The sequence below is a fragment of the Bifidobacterium kimbladii genome (assembly GCF_032193675.1).
Lineage (GTDB): Bacteria > Actinomycetota > Actinomycetes > Actinomycetales > Bifidobacteriaceae > Bombiscardovia > Bombiscardovia kimbladii.
In genome coordinates this window covers 673,608-691,820 of the sequence record NZ_JASTZZ010000001.1, presented here as the reverse complement: position 1 = coordinate 691,820, position 18,213 = coordinate 673,608, and the positions used below count along the sequence as shown (strand labels likewise).

Sequence of the window (18,213 nt, the reverse complement as noted above, 5' to 3'; positions counted from 1 at the left end):
ATGGCAGACAGCACTTCTAATGCGGACAAGGGGCTGGGAGGCTATGGCTCCCTGGCTGTTGCCGCCGGCATCGGGTCCATGCTGGGATCAGGCATCATTGTGGGCCTCTCATCGACCATCACGGTCTGGCAGCAGGGTTTCGGGCTGAGCAATGGCCAGGTGGGGGTCCTGTCGGGTGCCTTGACCTTCGCCATCGCCTTCGGGTCCCTTTTCGGAGGTCGCATCGCTGACGCTGTGGGCAGGGTCCGCTTTTTCAACTGGATCAATCTGCTCTATGCGGTGGGGGCCGCCATCGTCGTATTCTCCGGCTCCTATGCCATGCTTCTGGTCGGAGTGGTCATTGCAGGCGTGGCCTCAGGCGCGGATCTGCCGGTGTCGATGACCGTCGTCTCTCATGATGCTCCCAATGATTCGCTGGCGGCTCGCCTGGTATCCACCACTCAGGTCTACTGGCAGGTCGGCGTGTTCATCTCCTTCATCTGCGCTTTTCTGGTTTCCAGAATGCAAGGGGCGGCAGGAGGCCGTGTGGTCTTCGTGATTCTAGCTGTTTTTGCCGTGATCGCCTGGCTCTGGCGCACATGCTCGCCCACCTTCCGTGCCTTCCACGAGGCCGCTGATCGCCGCGACGCAGCCGAGCCCGGGGTTGAGACCGGGGCAAAGGTCTCGGTGATCAAGGTGATGATGGGCGCGAACAAAAAGATGTATCTGAGTTTCTTTGCTGCCATCCTGATCTTCTATGTGGGATGGAATCTGCTGGCCAACACCTGGGGTCAGTTCCAGACTTTCATGCTGGTCAATGCCCATGCCTCCCAGACCCTGGCCACCGGTATGGGCATCATCCTCAACTTCGTGACTCTGATCCTCAACATCGTCTTCGCTTCGATCGCCGGGGGTAAATACCGCAACAAGGCCTTCGTAGCAGGCATCATCATCACCTTCATCGCCATGGTCGCTCTTTCCCTTGGCGGCACCAACCTGTGGGTAATCGTCGGCGCCACCGCCTTCATGAATCTGGGCAGCCCTCTGGCCGGTGAAGCCCTCTACAAGGTCTGGACTCAGGAATCCTTCCCCATCGAGATACGTGCCTCCATCCAGGGTTTCATCAACGGCTTCTCCCGTCTGTGCTGCGGCCTGTTCGCCCTGGTTACACCTGCCCTGGTCGTGCCTTCTGCCATTCGAACCACCATGTGGGGCTTCGCAGGGGTGGTGATCATCGAGGCCATCGCCGGAACCATCATGATCAGGCTCCAGGCACGGTATGGCACAGATGAGGAACGCAGGGAACGGTCCCAGCGGTAATGCACAGATACAAGACAAGGAGGTCAAATTATATGAATACGGATCAGACAATCGCCATCAGTGCCCCTGAGGTGGAGCATTACCACGGTGACGTACTGGGGATCGGCAGCCACAAGCCGAGGCTTTCCTGGACATACTCGGAACAGCCGCCCCAAGGGACACAGGTAGCGATCAACCTAACCAGGAGGATGCCGGGCAGTGATCCTGTACAGCAGGAAGCCGAAGTCGACGCAGGCGACAATATGTTTCTGGATTGGCCTTTTGAGCCCCTGCGTTCGCGGGAACGGGCGCTTGTGACACTTGCCATGCTCAATGCTGACGGAGCGCCTCTTGGAGCGCCATCGCCGGAGCGCCACTTTGATGTCGGGTTGGATGTGACGGACCGCATCGCCGACTTCGTCGGTCCCTCCTGGCCAGAGGCCGAAACGGACCATCGTCATCTGCCCTTGGTGCGTGCGGAGTTCGAGCTGCCTGCAGCGCCTAGGTCCGCCAGGCTTTATCTGTCTGCTCTGGGCCTGGTCCAGGCTGAAATCAACGGCGCTCGGGTCGGATCAGACGAGCTTACGCCTGGCTGGACTGTTTATGGCCGCCGTCTGGAGTGCTGGACCTACGATGTGACAGAGCAGTTGTCGCAGGGTGCTAATGCCATGGGCTTCTGGCTGGGCGACGGCTGGTATCGTGGCCGATTGGGGTTCGACGGCGGCATGGCTAACTTCTATGGCGACAGGATAGGCATGTTCGCCCAGCTGGAGGTGGAGGGCGAGGACGGCTCGATCACTCACATCTACTCCAACTCCTGGGACCGCACCTGGAAAACCACTCTGGGGCCGATCGTGTGCTCGGACCTGTATGAGGGGGAGACCTACGATGCCAGGTTGGAGGAGCCTGGCTGGTCAAGTCCGGGTTTCGACGACTCGGCATGGCGGCCAGTGGCTGAGGTTTCCTATGATCCGGCGAAGATTGAGAATCCACAGCTCCAGGCCGTACGCATGCAAGGGCGGAACCAGCCGGTGTCCATTACCCGTACCGGAGGCTCGGGGAAGTCCTCCTCCTGGCTGATCGACTTCGGTCAGAACTGCAGTCAGCGGATGCGCCTGCACATGCATGGGTTGGCAGAGGGGGCTCGGATCTCCATCCGCCATGCCGAGGTGCTGGAGAAGGACGGCACCCTGGCTACACGGACCCTGCGCCGGGGGCAGGAGCATGACCAGTACATCTCGAATGGTCAGGATGCTTGGTGGGAGCCACGCTTCGCCATGCATGCCTTCCGCTATGCCAGCATTGAGGGCTGGCCCGGAGAACTGACCGCCGAGGACATCGACTGCCGGGTCTACCACTCCACCATGGAGCGGACCGGCTGGTTCGACAGCTCAAATCCGCTTCTGAACAAGCTCCACGACAACGTCCTGTGGTCCATGCGTTCCAATTTCCTCTCCATTCCCACGGACTGCCCTCAGCGGGACGAGCGCATGGGCTGGACCGGAGATATCGATCTTTTCGCGCCGACGGCCGCTTACCTGTACGATGTGCAGGCTTTCCTCTCCTCTTGGTTGAAGGATGTGCGCATTGAGCAGGAGGCTCATGGAACCATACCGTTCTTCGTACCCTTTGTACCGCTGGGCGTCTGGGCCAAGCCGTCAGCCATTGCTATCTGGGGAGATGCGGCCGTAGCGGTCCCTTGGACCCTCTATATGGAGGGCGGTGATCGGCATATTCTGGATGAATCCTGGGATCTGGTGCGGGGATGGATAGACGAAGTGCGCGCTTACCTATCGCCGGACGGAGTCTGGGATCGTCGGCCGGACTATGTGCTGGGTCAGCTTGGAGACTGGCTGGATCCCACCGCTCCGCCGGATGATCCTGCTCAGGCTATGACACAGAAGGAGCTGGTGGCCACTGCCTACTTCGCCCGTTCGGTTGACTATGCCTCCCGCATTGCCCAGGCTCTGGGGAAGCCGACAGAGGCAGCCGACTACCGCTCCTTGCATGAGCGGATGGTCACCGGCTATCGGAACCGGTTTGTGGTCGGCGATGGCCCAGACATGCGCATGACCTCCGATACTCAGTGCGCCTATGCGATTTCGATTGCTTTCGGGTTGTTCGATGCCGAGCCTGGACTCAAGCAGGCTGCCGGCCAACGGCTGGCGGAACTGGTGCGCGAATCAGGCGGCAAGGTCTCCACTGGTTTCGCCGGCACTCCATTCGTCCTGCCAGCTTTGAGCGAGACCGGGCATGATGCCGAGGCATACTCCCTGCTGCTGTCGACCGAGTGCCCCTCCTGGCTCTACCAAGTGAAGATGGGAGCAACGACCACTTGGGAGCGCTGGGATTCCATGCAGCCCGACGGATCCATCAACCCGGGCGGCATGACCTCCTTCAACCACTATGCCCTGGGGTCTGTGGCCGAGTGGATGCACGAGCGAATCGGCGGTTTAAGAGCTCTCGAACCAGGGTGGAGCCTTTTCGAGGTCGATCCTCGAATCGGTGGCGGGTTGACGAAAGCCTCGACACGCCATCTGACGCCACATGGCATGGCTGAATCGTCCTGGCGGCTCGAAGAAGATGGCCGGGTCAGGCTTCGTCTGGTCGTCCCTGCCGGTTCCGTGGCGCGGGTGCTGATTGGTTCCCCTGCAGCCCCTGGCAAACGATCCAGCAAGGATTACCCTGCAGGAACCTACGATCTGGTGGTTGAACGCTGACTGCTGCTGGGCCGACCAGGTCCTGACTGTTTGGAACTGGTCGGCCCAGAAAGCTATGCATGACGCATTCTGTCGTGGCTGATCCTCGTAGAAGCGGAGCAACAACACAGCTGTACGTCTGCGGAAGAGCAAAGAAGCTCGGATGGAGCATGGTGCTCCCCTGTAAAGGATTGGAGTATGTGAAATGGTTGATACGGTTGAGCAGGTTCAGAAGGCGACATCGTCGTCGGATGCATTGGCGCCGGATACGGGTCGTCCTCTGACACGAGCAGAGAAAATCCGCTTCGGCGTAGGCTTCTGCCTGTTTTCAGTACTGTGGATGACCGCCGGCACCTCCGGCTCCCAGGTCCTCCTGCCGCAGCGGTTCACGGATCTTGGCATCGGCGTTCCCGAGGCCATACTGGGCACGATGAATTCAGTCGGATGCGTATTCGCTTTGGTGTCCAATGTGATATTCGGCGCCCTGTCTGATATGTCGCACTCGCGGCTGGGCAAGCGCACACCCTGGGTTGTGGCCGGCGGAATTGTCACTGCGCTGGGCTATCTCTACACGGCACAGGCAGTGACTATTCCTACCATCGTGGCCGGCTGGTGCCTGGTGCAGGTGGGCGTCAACATGATGATTGCGCCGGCTGTTGCGGTGCTCTCGGACCGGATACCCGAGTCCACTCGCGGCACTTTCTCTGCCTTCTATGGAGGCGGTAGCATCGTAGGGCAGTCCCTAGGCACCCTGATAGGAGCCCGATTCATTGGTCACATGCAGGTGGGCTTCATCCTCGGTATCTGCCTGTTTGCGGTCACCGGCATTCTCACCGTCATCATTTGGCCGCGTGAGCATTCCGCTGTTGAAAGTGCCGCAGCAACGGCTGCGCGTAATGGAAAGGGTAACCAGAAGCAAGGGCTTTGGCACCGGCTGCGGGTCTCCTTCACTCCGCCGACCAAGGGGAGTCGTGACTTCTACCTGGCTCTCGGTGGCAGGCTCTTTATGATGATAGGTTCGTCGATGGTCGCTACTTATCAGCTTTACATTCTGCAAAAGTATTGCGGGCTTTCAGTGGCGGAGTCGGCCAGTACAATTTCTACGATGTCCGTCATTTCGATGGTGGTCACTTTCCTTGCTTCGATAATCTCTGGTCCCATATCGGACAAGCTTCGCCGTCGCAAGGCCATCGTGGCGGTCAGCTCCTGCATCCTGGCCCTGGGCATTGCACTTCCGTGGGTGTTCCCGACGGCAGTGGGCATGATGTGCTACGCGGGCATCGCTGGCTTGGGCAATGGCATCTATACCTCGGTGGACCAGGCCCTGAATGTTGATGTGCTGCCGAACAAGAACGAAGCTGGTAAGGATCTGGGCATCCTGAACCTGGCCAATACCCTAGGACAGGTCATCGCCCCAGTACTGGTCTCGGTCCTGGTGATCCGTGCCGGGTATGTGTTCATCTTCCCCGTGGCCATCGTCATGGTGCTGATCGGCGCGGCGGTCATCATGCTGATCCGCTCGGTCAAGTAGGGTCGTCTGTCTTCGGGCGTATCGGCATGGAAAGTCGGCTGATACGCCCTGAAGCAAAGAACTTGACGAGCATAGCCTGATTTATGTATATTCTTGGTTCAACTTGGTAAACATCCACGCAGCGTTTTGGTTTGGCCGCCTCTGATTTCTTTCAACAGGCCCTCGAAGCGTTGACTACTCCGTCTCGTTTAGGCTATTAACCAGCGGTCTGATGCCCGGTCCGGCTCCTTAAGCCCGTAGGCGATCAACATCGTCGTGATCATATAGTCATCAAAAAACAGATAGCTGATTGACTGTGCGGAACAGCGAGGGTCATGTCTTGACAATGAGCAATTCCAAGATTTATTCCTGCGTGCCCTGTGTAAGGTTCACGTGCTGTACTCCCAGCTAAACTTTACTGCTAGATATCCCGTGGTCAGTCTAGTAATGACTGCATATCATGCTGGAAACCAAGCAGCCAATAAATGTCATTAAAGATATCTTTAGAGGGCAAGACGATAGTTTGAATCGTCTGTTCCTTTGTTGAGGTGAGAACCTTGCTGCCGGTGGATCGTATTTTCCGCGCATATTTATATATAGCCAAATTATTCACATTGGTATCAAGTTTATTAACAGCAATACATATAGGAGAGTAGAATTGGCAGACAATATTTTCCAAAGGAAACCATTGATAGTTCTATTGGCCAAAACCATGATTCTATTTGACGAAGCGATTGATTGTATTCTCTGTGCCGCCATGACTATTGTCTGCTCCGGGGAATTGGCATGAATGACTTGTGCGACGAGCTCCTCGTTTTTAGCGTCTAAATGGTATGTTGTTTCGTCAAGCAGCATGATCGGCCGCCTTATGGACAACAGCCTTGCCAGGGCCAAGCGATAGCGTTCACCGCTACTCAGCAATACACCGCGTTGCCTGCTGGGGTATCCAATCCATCGAAGGTGTCTCTCACTTTGGCGTGAGGTTCACCTTATTTAAGGCATTCCAGCAGCCTTCATCGGATACGCCGTTCTTGTTCATCGCCAGATTCGTTCTGGAAGAACCGGAATATATGGGGGCATCGTGTTCTATATAGCCGATCAGAGAACGTACATAAGAGGAGCTGAGAGTTGAAAGATCAATACCATTAAAGAGAACATGGCCATGATTTGGCTTATAGAATACCCTTATAAGGGCCAGCATGGTTGATTTGCCCGCTTCGGATGGTCCGACTATCGCGTAGACGACACCGCCTTTCATATGCACGCCCGCTTCATTCAATTGGAGCCCGCCACGATTGTTCCGTGCGTCATCATACGGAATATCAGCATGGTCAAGATCGATGTCAATCTGATCGGAGTTGGTGACCTTCCTTTGGACCCTACTGGATACTGCTCATGCTGATGTCGCATCTTCGGTCGGCATTCTCATTATCGCTTGAATGCTGGAGTTCGCGCCCAACGCTCTGAACAGTCTGCTATATGTCGAAGAAAGTGTCGCCATAGGCGTGGGCATCATTTCTAGGTACATAGAGAAGTTACCAGTTGCTGAACAGTCATCACTCCTTTGGCCACTTGGAAAGCGCCGATTCCCGATACAACCATCAGGCACAACTGCATTAAGGCCATTCCTGATGGCCATATCAGTGACTGCTTCTTTGAAATTAGACGACCGGATGTGCACGCTTGCCTGGCTTCTCGCCGATTTTATTGGTCTCACGCTCCGTGGCGTTGAAGGCCCTGATCCTTTTCAAACTCATCAAAGCATCAGTGGCTGCAGACGTCATATCTCCTATGGCCGTTTGAGCCCCTCTGGAGCAGTCTCGTAATTTTCCGGATAAGACTACCAGTAAACCGACAGTAACAAGACAGGTCGAAAGAGAGATAACGAACATGACGGGACTGATTATGACCATTCCCACACACGCGCCTATGAACACCAGTAAAGTGCCAAACACTTCTGGCAATTATCGGTCAGCAATCGCTTCAGTTCATTTGTATCAGATGAAATAATAGAAATTACGTTGCCTGTATGCGACTGGTCCAGATCTTTGAACGGCAAATGCAGAATATGCATTACTAGAGACCGTCTCATATCGTTCAACAGCAGGTAAGCGTCAAAAGAAGTGATTGCTGCGCCGGACAGAAACACTCCTGCCAACGCTATTAGAGGGGCACTGCGGATCGCATGTTATGCTGCACGCGTCCAAGAATGACATTGACAAGCTGTGGCTGAGCCAGATTTAAGAGGGCGCTCGCTATACTTAGCAGACTAACCGTGAATAAAACACCCTTATGGATTTCAAAAGGCGGGGCACGTCTATCAAAGATGCGGTTTTCTCATTACTATTCCGCTTGTGTGGCGACATTTTCGTCCTTTGTTGGGGGTGGTTACTCACCGACTGCACGTGATATGACCCTCACAGAATCCTCGGAACGCGCGCACAGCGCCTGCACGCCTGTGACGAGGGCGCCTACGACAATAGCGAGGAGTGCGATGACCGCCCAATATCCCCATTGAACGCTTATCTTTGCGCTTCCCAGATATCGTTGCAGCATGAAGGCGGTGCCGCAGGTGCTGAGCAGTGTGATGACGAAGGCGAGCAGCACCGAGGTGACCATCGAAATGAGACCATCGAGGGCTCCCAAAATGCGCAACTGTCCGGTACTGGCACCGGATACGTATGTCAGCGCCAGATCCAGGCGTCGCCCTCGTGCGGTGATCATCAGTCCGGAGATTGCGCCCACCAAAGCGATGATGAGCGCAGGGCCGAGCATGGCCATCAGGTTCGTCAGCATGTGTGGGTTCACGTTCATGGAATGGCCGTTACTGGCGAAATTCTTGAGGCTGTCGGTCAGCGTATGCAACACACCAGAGAAAGTCATGAGCAACGACAAGCCGGCCGTCATGGGAATGATGGTCGCGTTCTGTCGTTGGATCCTCCCAACGGCCTGCTGCCTAGCGAGTTTCCAGGTGCTGAATGGCAGGGGGAGAAGATGCGTCCATCCTTTGGTGAACCAGTGCATGACATAGGGAGCCAGAACAGCCAATGCGAAGATCAGGAGGAACATGCCTCCCATGGAGAACCCAATGAATCCTGTCACTCTGGACTCTATGGGATTCCTGCCGGAAATGTGCGTGGCGAGCTCGCCAGAGTCTATCTTGCGTGTAGCTGTCCCCGGGATGATGAGCGCGCATATCGCTCCCACGAGCAACGATGCGCCTAGCAGAACACGGAATGCGTTCACTTGTCTCGGCGGGTTTTGTGACTGCCGAAGCGCCTCTATCGGCCTGATCTTGGATAGTGTGCGCACGGTCAGCACTGTGCCTGCAAGGACGGCGACTCCGGCAATGGCCAACCCAGTGCCGATGGATGCCAGCAGCTGGGTTGCTTGATACGTCAGTTTCAGCTCGAATGCTCTGGCCAGGAGGTCGAACAGATATGGTGCTGCCAGCGGCGTCAGGAGGGATGACGCTACTGCTGCCAAGATGAATAGGACGATGATGATAGCCAGATTCCCGAAGAGCAGCTGCCAGGGCGTGGCGCCTTGAAGGACCAGCAATGCTAGTTGGTGCCTGCGCTGGTTCAGAGCGGCGGTCACGACCCACAGCATCACGAACACGGCTATGACCACGCTGAACAGCATTGCTGGGCCGGAAAGGTTGGCGCCTAACCCGGCATCCGGTCCGTGGTAAGCGGCATCAATAGCCCTGCGCGCGGCGACGATAGTGCACACAGCGGTCTGGGAAACGATTAGTGACAGCCATACGCCGGCCCATACGGCCGGGGCTGCTTTCAGATCAGAGAGTGCGCCCCTCATATGCGGGCCCCGCTCTCCGTATCAGCGTTCAGCACGTGGCCATCACGGACCTCAACGATCTGGTCGCACTGTCCGGCTACCTCTCCACTGTGGGTCACTATTACTACGGTCCTGCCCGCATCCATAGCCAGGCTTTTGAACACCTGCATGACCTTGGCGCCAGATTCCTGATCCAAGGCTCCAGTCGGCTCGTCGGCGAAAATGATATCTGCATCGGAGAGCAGCACTCGTGCAAGCGCGACACGTTGCTGCTCTCCGCCTGAGAGCATCGTCACGCTCCTTTTTTTCTCGTTTGCCAATCCGAAGTACCGCAACATCTCATCCGCTTTTTGCTTGGGGAGTCGACGGCCGCGCAGGGTGAATGGCAGCGCGAGGTTCTCCTCCACCGTCATGCTCGTGATCAGGTTGTAGGATTGAAACACGAATCCCAGATGTCGACGCCGAAACCGAGTGAGCGCGGACGCTCGCATATGCGTGATGTCATGCCCTAGAAGGGAGATGCTTCCGGATGTCGCACGTTCCAACCCCGAAAGGCAGTACAGCAAGGTGGACTTTCCGCTGCCTGAGGGGCCGACAATCCCCGTGATTCTTCCGGGCTCAGCATGGAAGTCGACATGGTCGAGGATGGTGATCGAATCATCCTTCCTCGGAGTCACCGTCATTGTCAATCCATTTGAACTCACTGAAGCACCACTCATCACCGTTCTCCCATCATCGCCGTTCTCGCGACTTATAAATCTTCATCAGAATATTGCTATGGATGCCATACAAGGATGGCGCCCATAGACTTACATGACTGTTGTCCCTGCCGTCATCAGGGCAAAAATGACAGCCCATGCCATTTTGATGAATGCGTCATCGCAGTGGCATATTTTTGTGGATTAGCTGCAGGTCCATCAACTCCAGATATTATCATGCCCACCGCCGTGGCATGCAAATATGCTGACGCCGCTATGATGAGCGGCTTCATCATTCATGGCGATATTACTATTCTGCAGATCGATAATGTTGTGCATTTTGTCCGTCTCTCTCCTCTCTTTCTCGTGTTTAGTGCTATTTCCAATGGTGTCTCCACTGAAAGGATCGTTAGGGCAGACGGCTGGCAAGAACTACCATGGTTGGCCTATAAGACTATTTACTGCTCAGATAACGCCAGCTGAGCCTGTCGAATAATCACAAGAGGGTCTTAAATAGGATTCTCAGGGCAGATAAGGGTTTTTATGCCAGATGAGCCCAAATTGATTAAAGCTTTTCTAATGAAGATCTAGTATTTTTTTTGGGGGGGGGGATTCGGCAACTAGGGCGCTGCCAAGTTAAGTGCAGCAAAGATACCGTCTCTGTCATGAGACAGGCCTGAGAATGCATACTGAAGCAAAGGCCTTGACGACTTCGGCCGTGTTTATGTATATTATTGGTTCAACTTGGCAAGCATCCACGCAGCGTTTTGGTCTGGCCGCCTCTGATTTCTTCCAACGGGCCTCTGAAGCGTTGACTACTCCGTGGCATAAGCAGGAGAGTGGCATGACTGGGTTGACCAGCGATCCCAAGCATGAGAAATCGACAGATACCGGCGTGATCCCGACTGCAGGGCAGGGCCATGAGCAGAGGCGCAGAGTGAATGGCCCCGTCCTCAAGGACCCTTCTATAGTAGGTGTCGATCAGGTTGCCCTTGCTCTGAATGTGGACCCCGACCGGGGCCTGGATGAGGCCGAGGCGGCGCGTCGGCTGGACAGGTTCGGTCCTAATGAGCTGGCTGGAGCGCCTCCCGTTCCTGCATGGAGGGAATTCCTTCAACAGTTCAAGGACCCCTTGGTCTATCTGCTTCTGGCAGCCACGGCCATTTCGTTGGTGCCCTGGGTGGTGGAACGCTCACATCCGGCATCAGGAGGCGGGGAGCCCCTGCCCTTTGATGCCATCGTCATCATGATCATCCTCATCCTTAATGCCGCCCTGGGGTACGCTCAGGAGGCTAAGGCCGAGCGGGCTGTGGATGCTCTGGCGAGCATGACGGCCCCGCACGCCTCGGTGCTGCGATGCGGCCGGGTGGTCAGCCTGGAGACCAGCAGGATCGTGCCTGGTGATGTAGTAGTCCTGGCTGAAGGCGATTCGGTCGGCGCCGACGGAAGACTGTTCCAGGCCGCGGGTCTGCGCGTGGCCGAGGCATCGCTGACCGGCGAGTCGCTGCCGGTGGGCAAGCGGCCCGGTCGGCTTGACCAGCCCAAGGCTCTGGGTGACAGAACCAACATGGTCTTCAACGGCACCGCAGTGACCCAGGGGAACGGGCGCATGATCGTCACCTCTACTGGTATGGACACCCAGGTCGGGAAGATCGCCGACATGCTGGCTGATACCCAGGAGGAACCCACGCCCCTACAGAAGGAGATGGCCCGCGTCTCCAAGCTCCTCGGACTGGCCGTCTGCTTGATTGCCGCCCTGGTTTTGGCTGCTTTGGCCCTGATGGAAGGCTTTCAGACAACCCAGGATCTGATTGATTCCCTGCTCATGGCCGTATCTCTGGCCGTAGCTGCTGTGCCGGAGGGGCTGACGGCCATCCTGACTGTGGTTCTCGCCCTGGGCGTGCAGCGCATGGCCAAGCATCATGCCATCGTCAAGAAGCTCAGCTCGGTGGAGACCCTGGGATCGGCATCAGTCATCTGCTCCGACAAGACAGGAACTCTTACACGCAATGAAATGACCGTTGAACGGGTGGTCGTCCCCTCGGGGCAGGTCAGGCTCACTGGCACCGGGTACGCTCCGGAGGGAACCATGCAGCCGTTCGAGGCCAGTGGGTCAGATGATCAACAACTGACAGATACCATTGGTTCATCTCTGGCTGAGGCAGTGGAAGAGACCCTGATGGTCGGGGCCATCGCCAACGACGGAGACCTGCATTGGCAGCCGGTCGAGGCCGAACCTGATTCCCAGGCCCAGTCTGGATCCGGGCAGGGTCACTGGCAGAGCGTCGGCGATCCCACGGAGGTTTCGCTGATTGTTGCCGCCCGTAAAGTCGGCGCTGATGCCAAGGCTGATAGCTACCGTCGTCTGGCCGAGATTCCTTTCACGTCCGAGCGCAAGCTCATGTCGGTTCTGGCTGCCCCGAATGATGACAACGAAAGGGAATCACGTCTCTTCTGCAAGGGCGCTCCCGACGTGCTGCTTGGCCGATGCGACCGGATTCTCGATGGCGGCCAGGTCAGACCTATGACCAGTGCCGATCGGGAAAGGATACTTGCTCAGGTCAGCAGTCTCTCGGCGGATGCCTACAGGACCTTGGGACAGGCTTTCCGGCCTGTATCCGACCAGGAGCTGTCGGCGCTGGCCGAAGCTGACGCGGGGGAGTGGCCGTCAAGCACGGTCGGGACGGATCAGACGGACCGGTTGCCTGAAAAGTCTCAGCATGCTCCTGCAATTCGCTTGTCTGCCGACAAGGTGATCCAGGAAAGCACCCGACTGGAGAGCAATCTGATCTGGACGGGCATGGTCGGCATCATTGACCCGCCCCGCACTGAGGTCCGCCATGCGGTGGATCAGGCTCACAAGGCCGGCATCAGAACGATCATGATCACCGGCGACCATCCGCTTACTGCAGCCAGAATCGCAGGGGACCTGGGCATCATCAAGCCCGGACAGCCGGCCTGCACTGGCGAGCAGCTGGATGCCATGGACTCGGACCAGCTTCGGGAGACCACCTCCAAGGTCTCCGTCTACGCCCGCGTGGCCCCCGAGCACAAGCTGAAGATCGTCGAATCGCTCCAGGACCAGGGCAAGGTCGTGGCCATGACCGGCGACGGCGTCAATGATGCCCCTGCTGTCAAGACCGCAGACATCGGCGTGGCCATGGGCATCACCGGGACCGAGGTCACCAAGGAATCGGCCAAGATGATCCTGGCGGACGACAATTTCGCCACCATCGTCCAGGCCGTGCGAGAGGGCCGGGGCATCTTCGACAACATTCGCAAGTTCCTGCGCTACCTGCTCAGCTCCAACATGGGCGAGGTCTTCACGGTCTTCGGCGGCGTGGTCTTCGCTGGTCTTCTGGGCATATCGCAGCCCGGCATGGCGGGCGTGACCGTGCCGCTGCTGGCCACCCAGCTGCTCTGGATCAACCTCCTGACCGACGCGGCGCCCGCGCTGGCCATGGGCGTGGATCCGCAGACCGACGATCTGATGGACCGCCCGCCCCGATCCGTCAGCGACCGGGTCATCGACCGGGACATGTGGGTTGACATCATCTACATAGGCCTGGTCATGGCCCTGGTCACCCTGATCGGCATGGACATGCACCTGAGCGGCGGCCTCTTCACCGACAGGTCCGTCCAGGCGATCGGCCACGAGGCGCAGATCAGGGAGGCGCGGACCATGGGCTTCACCATCCTGGTCTTCGCCCAGCTCTTCAACGCGCTGGCCTCCCGCTCCTCCCGCAAGTCGGCCTTCCAGGGGCTCTTCAGCAACCCATGGCTCTGGGGCGCCATCGGCATCTCCATCCTGCTGCAGCTCCTGGTGATCTACGTGCCCTTCCTGGGCGAGGCCTTCGGCACCGTCCCCCTCCAGCCCCAGGCCTGGCTGGAGTGCATCGCGCTGGCTTCCCTGGTCCTGATCGCTTCGGAGCTGCGAAAACTACTCAACTGGGCGGTCAGACGGATACGGGCATGAATGCTTATTCCGATGCGGTGATTGGACTGGACAATGCCGCATCGGGATTGTCTCCTATGGCCTCATCCGTGGCTCGAACCTGTTCCTGCACCTGTCCCCGCTTATCCGCATACTGGCAAATATGGGGAACGATGAGCAACAGCATGCAATGGATGTTTTGTCATATTGGTGCGCGGTTGAACTATTCTCGCCACAAAATTGGAGGGATAACCAGCTCATTGCTTTATCCTCCTCCCGCAACGACGACCACGGGATAAGCGTTTCTGAGCAGGAGCGACTTCCATGGAATGACATTCATGCTGATCTTCTCATCGGGCCGGTTGACAATGAGCATCGTTCCTATACAAACCTCTATAACGACCTGCAGAGCAGGAAAATATACCGGTTGCAGACAGACATGAACGCCCGGCTGACCAAACCTTTCTCGTTTGCAGAGGATACCGGGAACTGGCTGCGGACGCAGGCGGTCAGATCCGGACTCGACGAACAGACTATAACCGGTCTACTTGGGGAGATGAACCAGTTATGGCTAGAGGTGGCTAAGCAGCCCGATCCTCTGCCGGCAGGTACTGAACTGACGGATTCCATGATTTCGCGCCTGCTGCAGGTGGCGGGAAAGCTGTCAGCAACGGCCAATCGGCCTGGCTCAGCCTGTGCTGTTTACCGCAAGGACTATGACCGCCGATTTGCGCGTCGCCCCGTCCACCAGGCAGTGAAACCTGACGAGGATTCGGAGCAGCAAGAAGCGGTGGGACGACAAAATCGGTGGCTTAAGCATGAACGTTTTCGAATAGCGGTCGGGCTCTCCCAGCGTGTAGTCACGAATGCGCTGTTGAAGGCCGCCAAGCTTGTTCGAGAGCTCTCGCCAGCCGAGGAGACTGCTCAGGACGAGGTGTTGCAGGAGTTAGCGCATCGGCAGAACAGGCGCGCCGGCGGTCCTTCTACCGTGGCTTCCCTTATGGAGTTCTGCGTAAGGGATGATGGCTGTCTGGCCCCAAGATCGTTGACGCTCTCTCAATATGCCAAGGCGGTTTCCTGCCTGTTCAATCATGAAGGCTGGCCTGATTGCCCGGCTGGGTGGCCGCATATCGAAGTATTTGACGAGACGGAAAGGAAACTCAAATCCGAATTCAATCGTCTGGCTGGGGAAGACCCTGGGGACGAAGCAGGCCGACCGATGTACAAGGCAGGTCCGGTCGGCAGATATGAGATCGAAAGCCTCATTAAACATGTAGCGGATCGGATGGGACTGGATGACCGCGCGGTGAGTAGATCTCCTCTTTTCGCTCGCGCTGACGGCTCACCACTGATCAGGGATTATGTCAATTGCCATCTGGAAGCCAGCTCAGAATCATTGAATGGCGAAATGATGGATTCCTTCTTCCTTGACGATCTTGAGGGCCTTTATCAAAATGGATCTGACATATTTTCTGAGCCGGTCAGGCAATATCTATCGATTGGTCATCCTCGACGGTTCAATCTGCAGAAGGACCCTGAGGGGCACCTGGTCGGTGATTTTACAGAACCTGCCAGCATGCCATTCGGGCGATGGCCGAGTGCTTCCAATCAATTTCAGTCAACTGGTCAGCAACTGGCCATCAATCAAATACGGGCGGCCTTGGAAGGGTATGGCAGCTCATCACTGCTAGGTGTCAATGGCCCTCCTGGGACCGGCAAGACCACCCTGCTCAAGGATGTGGTGGCCGAGATTATTGTGGCCAGGGCTCGGCGGTTAGCAGGATTCTCCCGTCCCCAGGATATTTTCACATCCCGGAGGCTGGCCAGAGCCGCCTCAGATGAGGACAAGGACTATGTCTACTGGACGCTTGATCCGTCGGTGACCGGCTTTGAGATTGTCGTTGCTTCCAGTAACAACAAGGCTGTTGAAAACGTCAGCCAGGATCTGCCCAGTGCCGATGCTATAGACACCGAGTGGGAATCCTATATTGACAGTGAATTCAAACAGGTTCCCTGTGGATTCGCTTTTCGAGACTTTGCCGGGCAAATTACCGATCGCAAGAGTCAGGATAAGGAGAGCAGCCCTTCAAATACCTCCTCTGCCTGGGCTCTTATATCGGCGGTCTTGGGGAACATGAGCAACAAAAACCGATTCCTGTGGCCCTTCAAAAACGAATTTATCTATAAATCATTGAAATACATGCCAGGTGAAAGAGGCAGTAGGACCAATTGGGCAAAGGCCAGGAACGACTTTAATGCTGCTCTGAAGAAGGAAGAGAGCATTCGCGCCAGGAAAATTGCTCAGTACAATCTTATGCGTTCTTACTCAGACTTGTGCAATCAGCGATCCAATCTGTCAGCCGAGCTGAAAACCCTCAATGAACAACTTCATGGCATGAAGGCAAGCCGCTCAAGGTATGTCGGACAGGTTCAATCAATGGAGCGGCAGATGTCGGATGCTGGCCAGGCTGCCAATAATGCGCGAGCTGTTTGGGAGCAGGCTGATGGCATTTGTCGGGTTCACTTGTCTTACTGGAAGGCGCATCCACTAAGGTCGTTTTTCCACAGCCGCGAAAGGCAGCAGGACGAGCTTAAGGTACGTACTGATCTGGAGCAGGCACGTCGTGCAAAGCAGCATTTCGATGAGCAGGCCAGCACGGTCCATCAGCGGTTGCAGTCCTTCTATGGTGGGTTGGAAGTCGGTGATCAGAAGTTAGGGGAATGCCAAACACAGATTGTGACTTTGAACAGGCAACTTGCTGCCCTTGAACAGCAGATCGCTGAGGCCGAGCAGATTCAGTGGCCCAGGCCTGACATTGGCGATGACCATGTTGCGTGGATGGACCAGGAATGGAGCAAGGCGCGGACGGAGGTCTACATCAAGGCGCTGGCTCTTCACCAGCAGGCCGTCATGGGTGCTGCCCATCAGTTCATGTGCAATCTTTCCCTGGCTTGCGCTGTGATGCAGTCGAATGGTTTTACGGATGACGAGAGGCTGGTGGCTTGGCAGACTTTCTTCTTGGTGATCCCAGTTGTTTCCTCGTCCTTTGCATCAATATCCAGAATGTTTTCGGGGATAGGCAAGGAGGCGCTCGGCTGGGCGATTGTGGATGAGGCCGGACAGGCCCTGCCCCAGGCTGCTGCCGGTCTGCTGCAGCGCGTGAAACATGCGGTTGCAGTTGGAGACCCTATGCAGCTTCAGCCTGTGGATACTATGCCCAAGCCGATGCGTGAACTCCTGGCGAGCACCCATCACCTCCAGCGCCTGGGACTGGAATCCGAAAACATGCAGGCCTTGGTCGATTACCAGACGCCTTGTGGTCTGTTGGACGAGACCGATGATCACTGGCTGGGGATGCCTCTGGTGGTACATAGACGCTGCGATGAGCCCATGTTTTCCATATGCAACGATATGGCTTACTCCGGCAGGATGGTTCGTGTAGGACCGGAGCATCAACCCTGTGCCTATCCGTCTGGGCCTCATGCGGGAGATGAGCTGCCGACCTCCTGCTGGTACGATGTGCCGTCGAATTCCGGCGAAACCGGGAGAACACAATGGAGGCCGCAGGAAGGCTACGAACTTCACAAGCGTCTGTGCGGGCTCTTCAAGGGTGGGATTGACCCCACCAATATTCTGGTCATCGCTTCGTTCAGAGCTGTGGCCAACCAGGTGCGTGACACCTTCGCGGACGCCTTGCGGCAATGCACTGGTTGCAATCGCAGCGAAGCGAACCGACTGGCATCAAGCCAGGCCGGAACCGTCCACACCTCCCAGGGGCGGGAAGCCGACGTGGTCTTTATAGTCCTTGGCAGCAGAGCTGGCAGGCGTGGAGAAGGCTCTCGTTCATGGGTTAATGGGTCGCCCAATCTGCTCAACGTCGCTGTGTCTCGAGCCAAGCGCCGTGTCTACGTGGTCGGCAACCTCGCTGATTGGAAGAATGGAACCTATACGTCCAGGATCGCAAAGGACCTACCGGTGGAGGCGAGCGCAGAAAACTGAGTGGAACGGGAAAGGCACGGCCAGAATTCCTTTAATTACAGCATGCTATTTCTGGTCTGTAAGCCCAATATCTCTGCTTCAGATTAAAAAGTGAGGCAGGGGCATTAGTGACTTTGCCTTACGCTTTGGTTACTTATTTGCTCTTGTTCGGTGGCTTCCAGGTAGGGTCGGAGTGGCAATCGGCCCAAAGCTTCTGACGTAGCATGGCTATAATCAATCAGCGGCGTGGTTCCAAAGATGCTCTTGCCGAAAGGTGATTGCAGCCAAGCCCAGCGTCAACCGAGGGCATAATTTGC

Annotated in this window: 10 protein-coding genes; 6 read left to right on the top strand and 4 right to left on the bottom strand. The window is 56.7% G+C overall.

The window, feature by feature from the left end; genetic code table 11:
- The 3 genes from QRX41_RS02900 to QRX41_RS02890 all read left to right on the top strand — a co-directional run bounded on the left by QRX41_RS02900 (window position 1) and on the right by QRX41_RS02890 (window position 5,508).
- Complete coding sequence (locus QRX41_RS02900) at window positions 1-1,299, top strand: MFS transporter (protein WP_045924974.1); 1,299 nt, start codon at window positions 1-3, stop codon at window positions 1,297-1,299.
- A gap of 32 nt (window positions 1,300-1,331) precedes the next feature.
- Window positions 1,332-3,998, top strand: a complete 2,667-nt coding sequence (locus tag QRX41_RS02895) for an alpha-L-rhamnosidase (RefSeq protein ID WP_045924973.1) — start codon at window positions 1,332-1,334, stop codon at window positions 3,996-3,998.
- A 184-nt stretch (window positions 3,999-4,182) separates the two neighbouring features.
- A complete protein-coding gene (locus QRX41_RS02890) occupies window positions 4,183-5,508 on the top strand; it encodes an MFS transporter (protein WP_045924972.1) in 1,326 nt (441 codons plus the stop codon).
- A 946-nt stretch (window positions 5,509-6,454) separates the two neighbouring features.
- Here QRX41_RS02890 and QRX41_RS02885 read toward each other — a convergent pair.
- The 4 genes from QRX41_RS02885 to QRX41_RS02875 all read right to left on the bottom strand — a co-directional run bounded on the left by QRX41_RS02885 (window position 6,455) and on the right by QRX41_RS02875 (window position 9,968).
- Entirely contained in the window at window positions 6,455-6,751 is a 297-nt protein-coding gene (locus QRX41_RS02885) for an ATP-binding cassette domain-containing protein (protein WP_146210563.1), read from the bottom strand.
- Between the two features lie 397 nt (window positions 6,752-7,148).
- The gene (locus QRX41_RS08480; RefSeq protein WP_045924970.1) at window positions 7,149-7,442 is read right to left on the bottom strand and encodes an ABC transporter transmembrane domain-containing protein; all 294 of its coding nucleotides are present in this window, start codon (window positions 7,440-7,442) and stop codon (window positions 7,149-7,151) included.
- A gap of 433 nt (window positions 7,443-7,875) precedes the next feature.
- Window positions 7,876-9,306: an ABC transporter permease gene (locus QRX41_RS02880; protein WP_024627010.1), complete on the bottom strand. Its 1,431-nt coding sequence runs from the start codon at window positions 9,304-9,306 to the stop codon at window positions 7,876-7,878.
- Complete coding sequence (locus QRX41_RS02875) at window positions 9,303-9,968, bottom strand: ABC transporter ATP-binding protein (protein WP_229281577.1); 666 nt, start codon at window positions 9,966-9,968, stop codon at window positions 9,303-9,305. The genes QRX41_RS02880 and QRX41_RS02875 overlap by 4 nt, the downstream gene beginning before the upstream one ends.
- Window positions 9,969-10,079: 111 nt before the next feature.
- On the opposite strand from QRX41_RS02875, the gene QRX41_RS02870 reads away from it, so the two are divergent.
- The 3 genes from QRX41_RS02870 to QRX41_RS02860 all read left to right on the top strand — a co-directional run bounded on the left by QRX41_RS02870 (window position 10,080) and on the right by QRX41_RS02860 (window position 17,917).
- Entirely contained in the window at window positions 10,080-10,466 is a 387-nt protein-coding gene (locus QRX41_RS02870; RefSeq protein ID WP_146210942.1) for a hypothetical protein, read from the top strand.
- 454 nt (window positions 10,467-10,920) lie between these two features.
- Window positions 10,921-13,959 carry a cation-translocating P-type ATPase gene (locus QRX41_RS02865; protein ID WP_373312885.1) on the top strand — a complete coding sequence of 1,013 codons (3,039 nt, stop codon included), beginning with the start codon at window positions 10,921-10,923 and terminating at the stop codon, window positions 13,957-13,959.
- Window positions 13,960-14,080: 121 nt separating this feature from the next.
- Window positions 14,081-17,917 carry an AAA domain-containing protein gene (locus QRX41_RS02860; protein WP_313838558.1) on the top strand — a complete coding sequence of 1,279 codons (3,837 nt, stop codon included), beginning with the start codon at window positions 14,081-14,083 and terminating at the stop codon, window positions 17,915-17,917.
- Window positions 17,918-18,213 lie beyond the last annotated feature (296 nt).

Excerpts from the sequence above, each read along its gene's own strand:
- QRX41_RS02900 (WP_045924974.1), top strand. The coding sequence starts at position 1 with ATGGCAGACAGCACTTCTAATGCGGACAAGGGGCTGGGAGGCTATGGC.
- QRX41_RS02895 (WP_045924973.1), top strand. The coding sequence starts at position 1,332 with ATGAATACGGATCAGACAATCGCCATCAGTGCCCCTGAGGTGGAGCAT.
- QRX41_RS02890 (WP_045924972.1), top strand. The coding sequence starts at position 4,183 with ATGGTTGATACGGTTGAGCAGGTTCAGAAGGCGACATCGTCGTCGGAT.
- QRX41_RS02880 (WP_024627010.1), bottom strand. The coding sequence starts at position 9,306 with ATGAGGGGCGCACTCTCTGATCTGAAAGCAGCCCCGGCCGTATGGGCC.
- QRX41_RS02875 (WP_229281577.1), bottom strand. The coding sequence starts at position 9,968 with ATGACGGTGACTCCGAGGAAGGATGATTCGATCACCATCCTCGACCAT.
- QRX41_RS02870 (WP_146210942.1), top strand. The coding sequence starts at position 10,080 with ATGGCGCCCATAGACTTACATGACTGTTGTCCCTGCCGTCATCAGGGC.
- QRX41_RS02860 (WP_313838558.1), top strand. The coding sequence starts at position 14,081 with ATGGGGAACGATGAGCAACAGCATGCAATGGATGTTTTGTCATATTGG.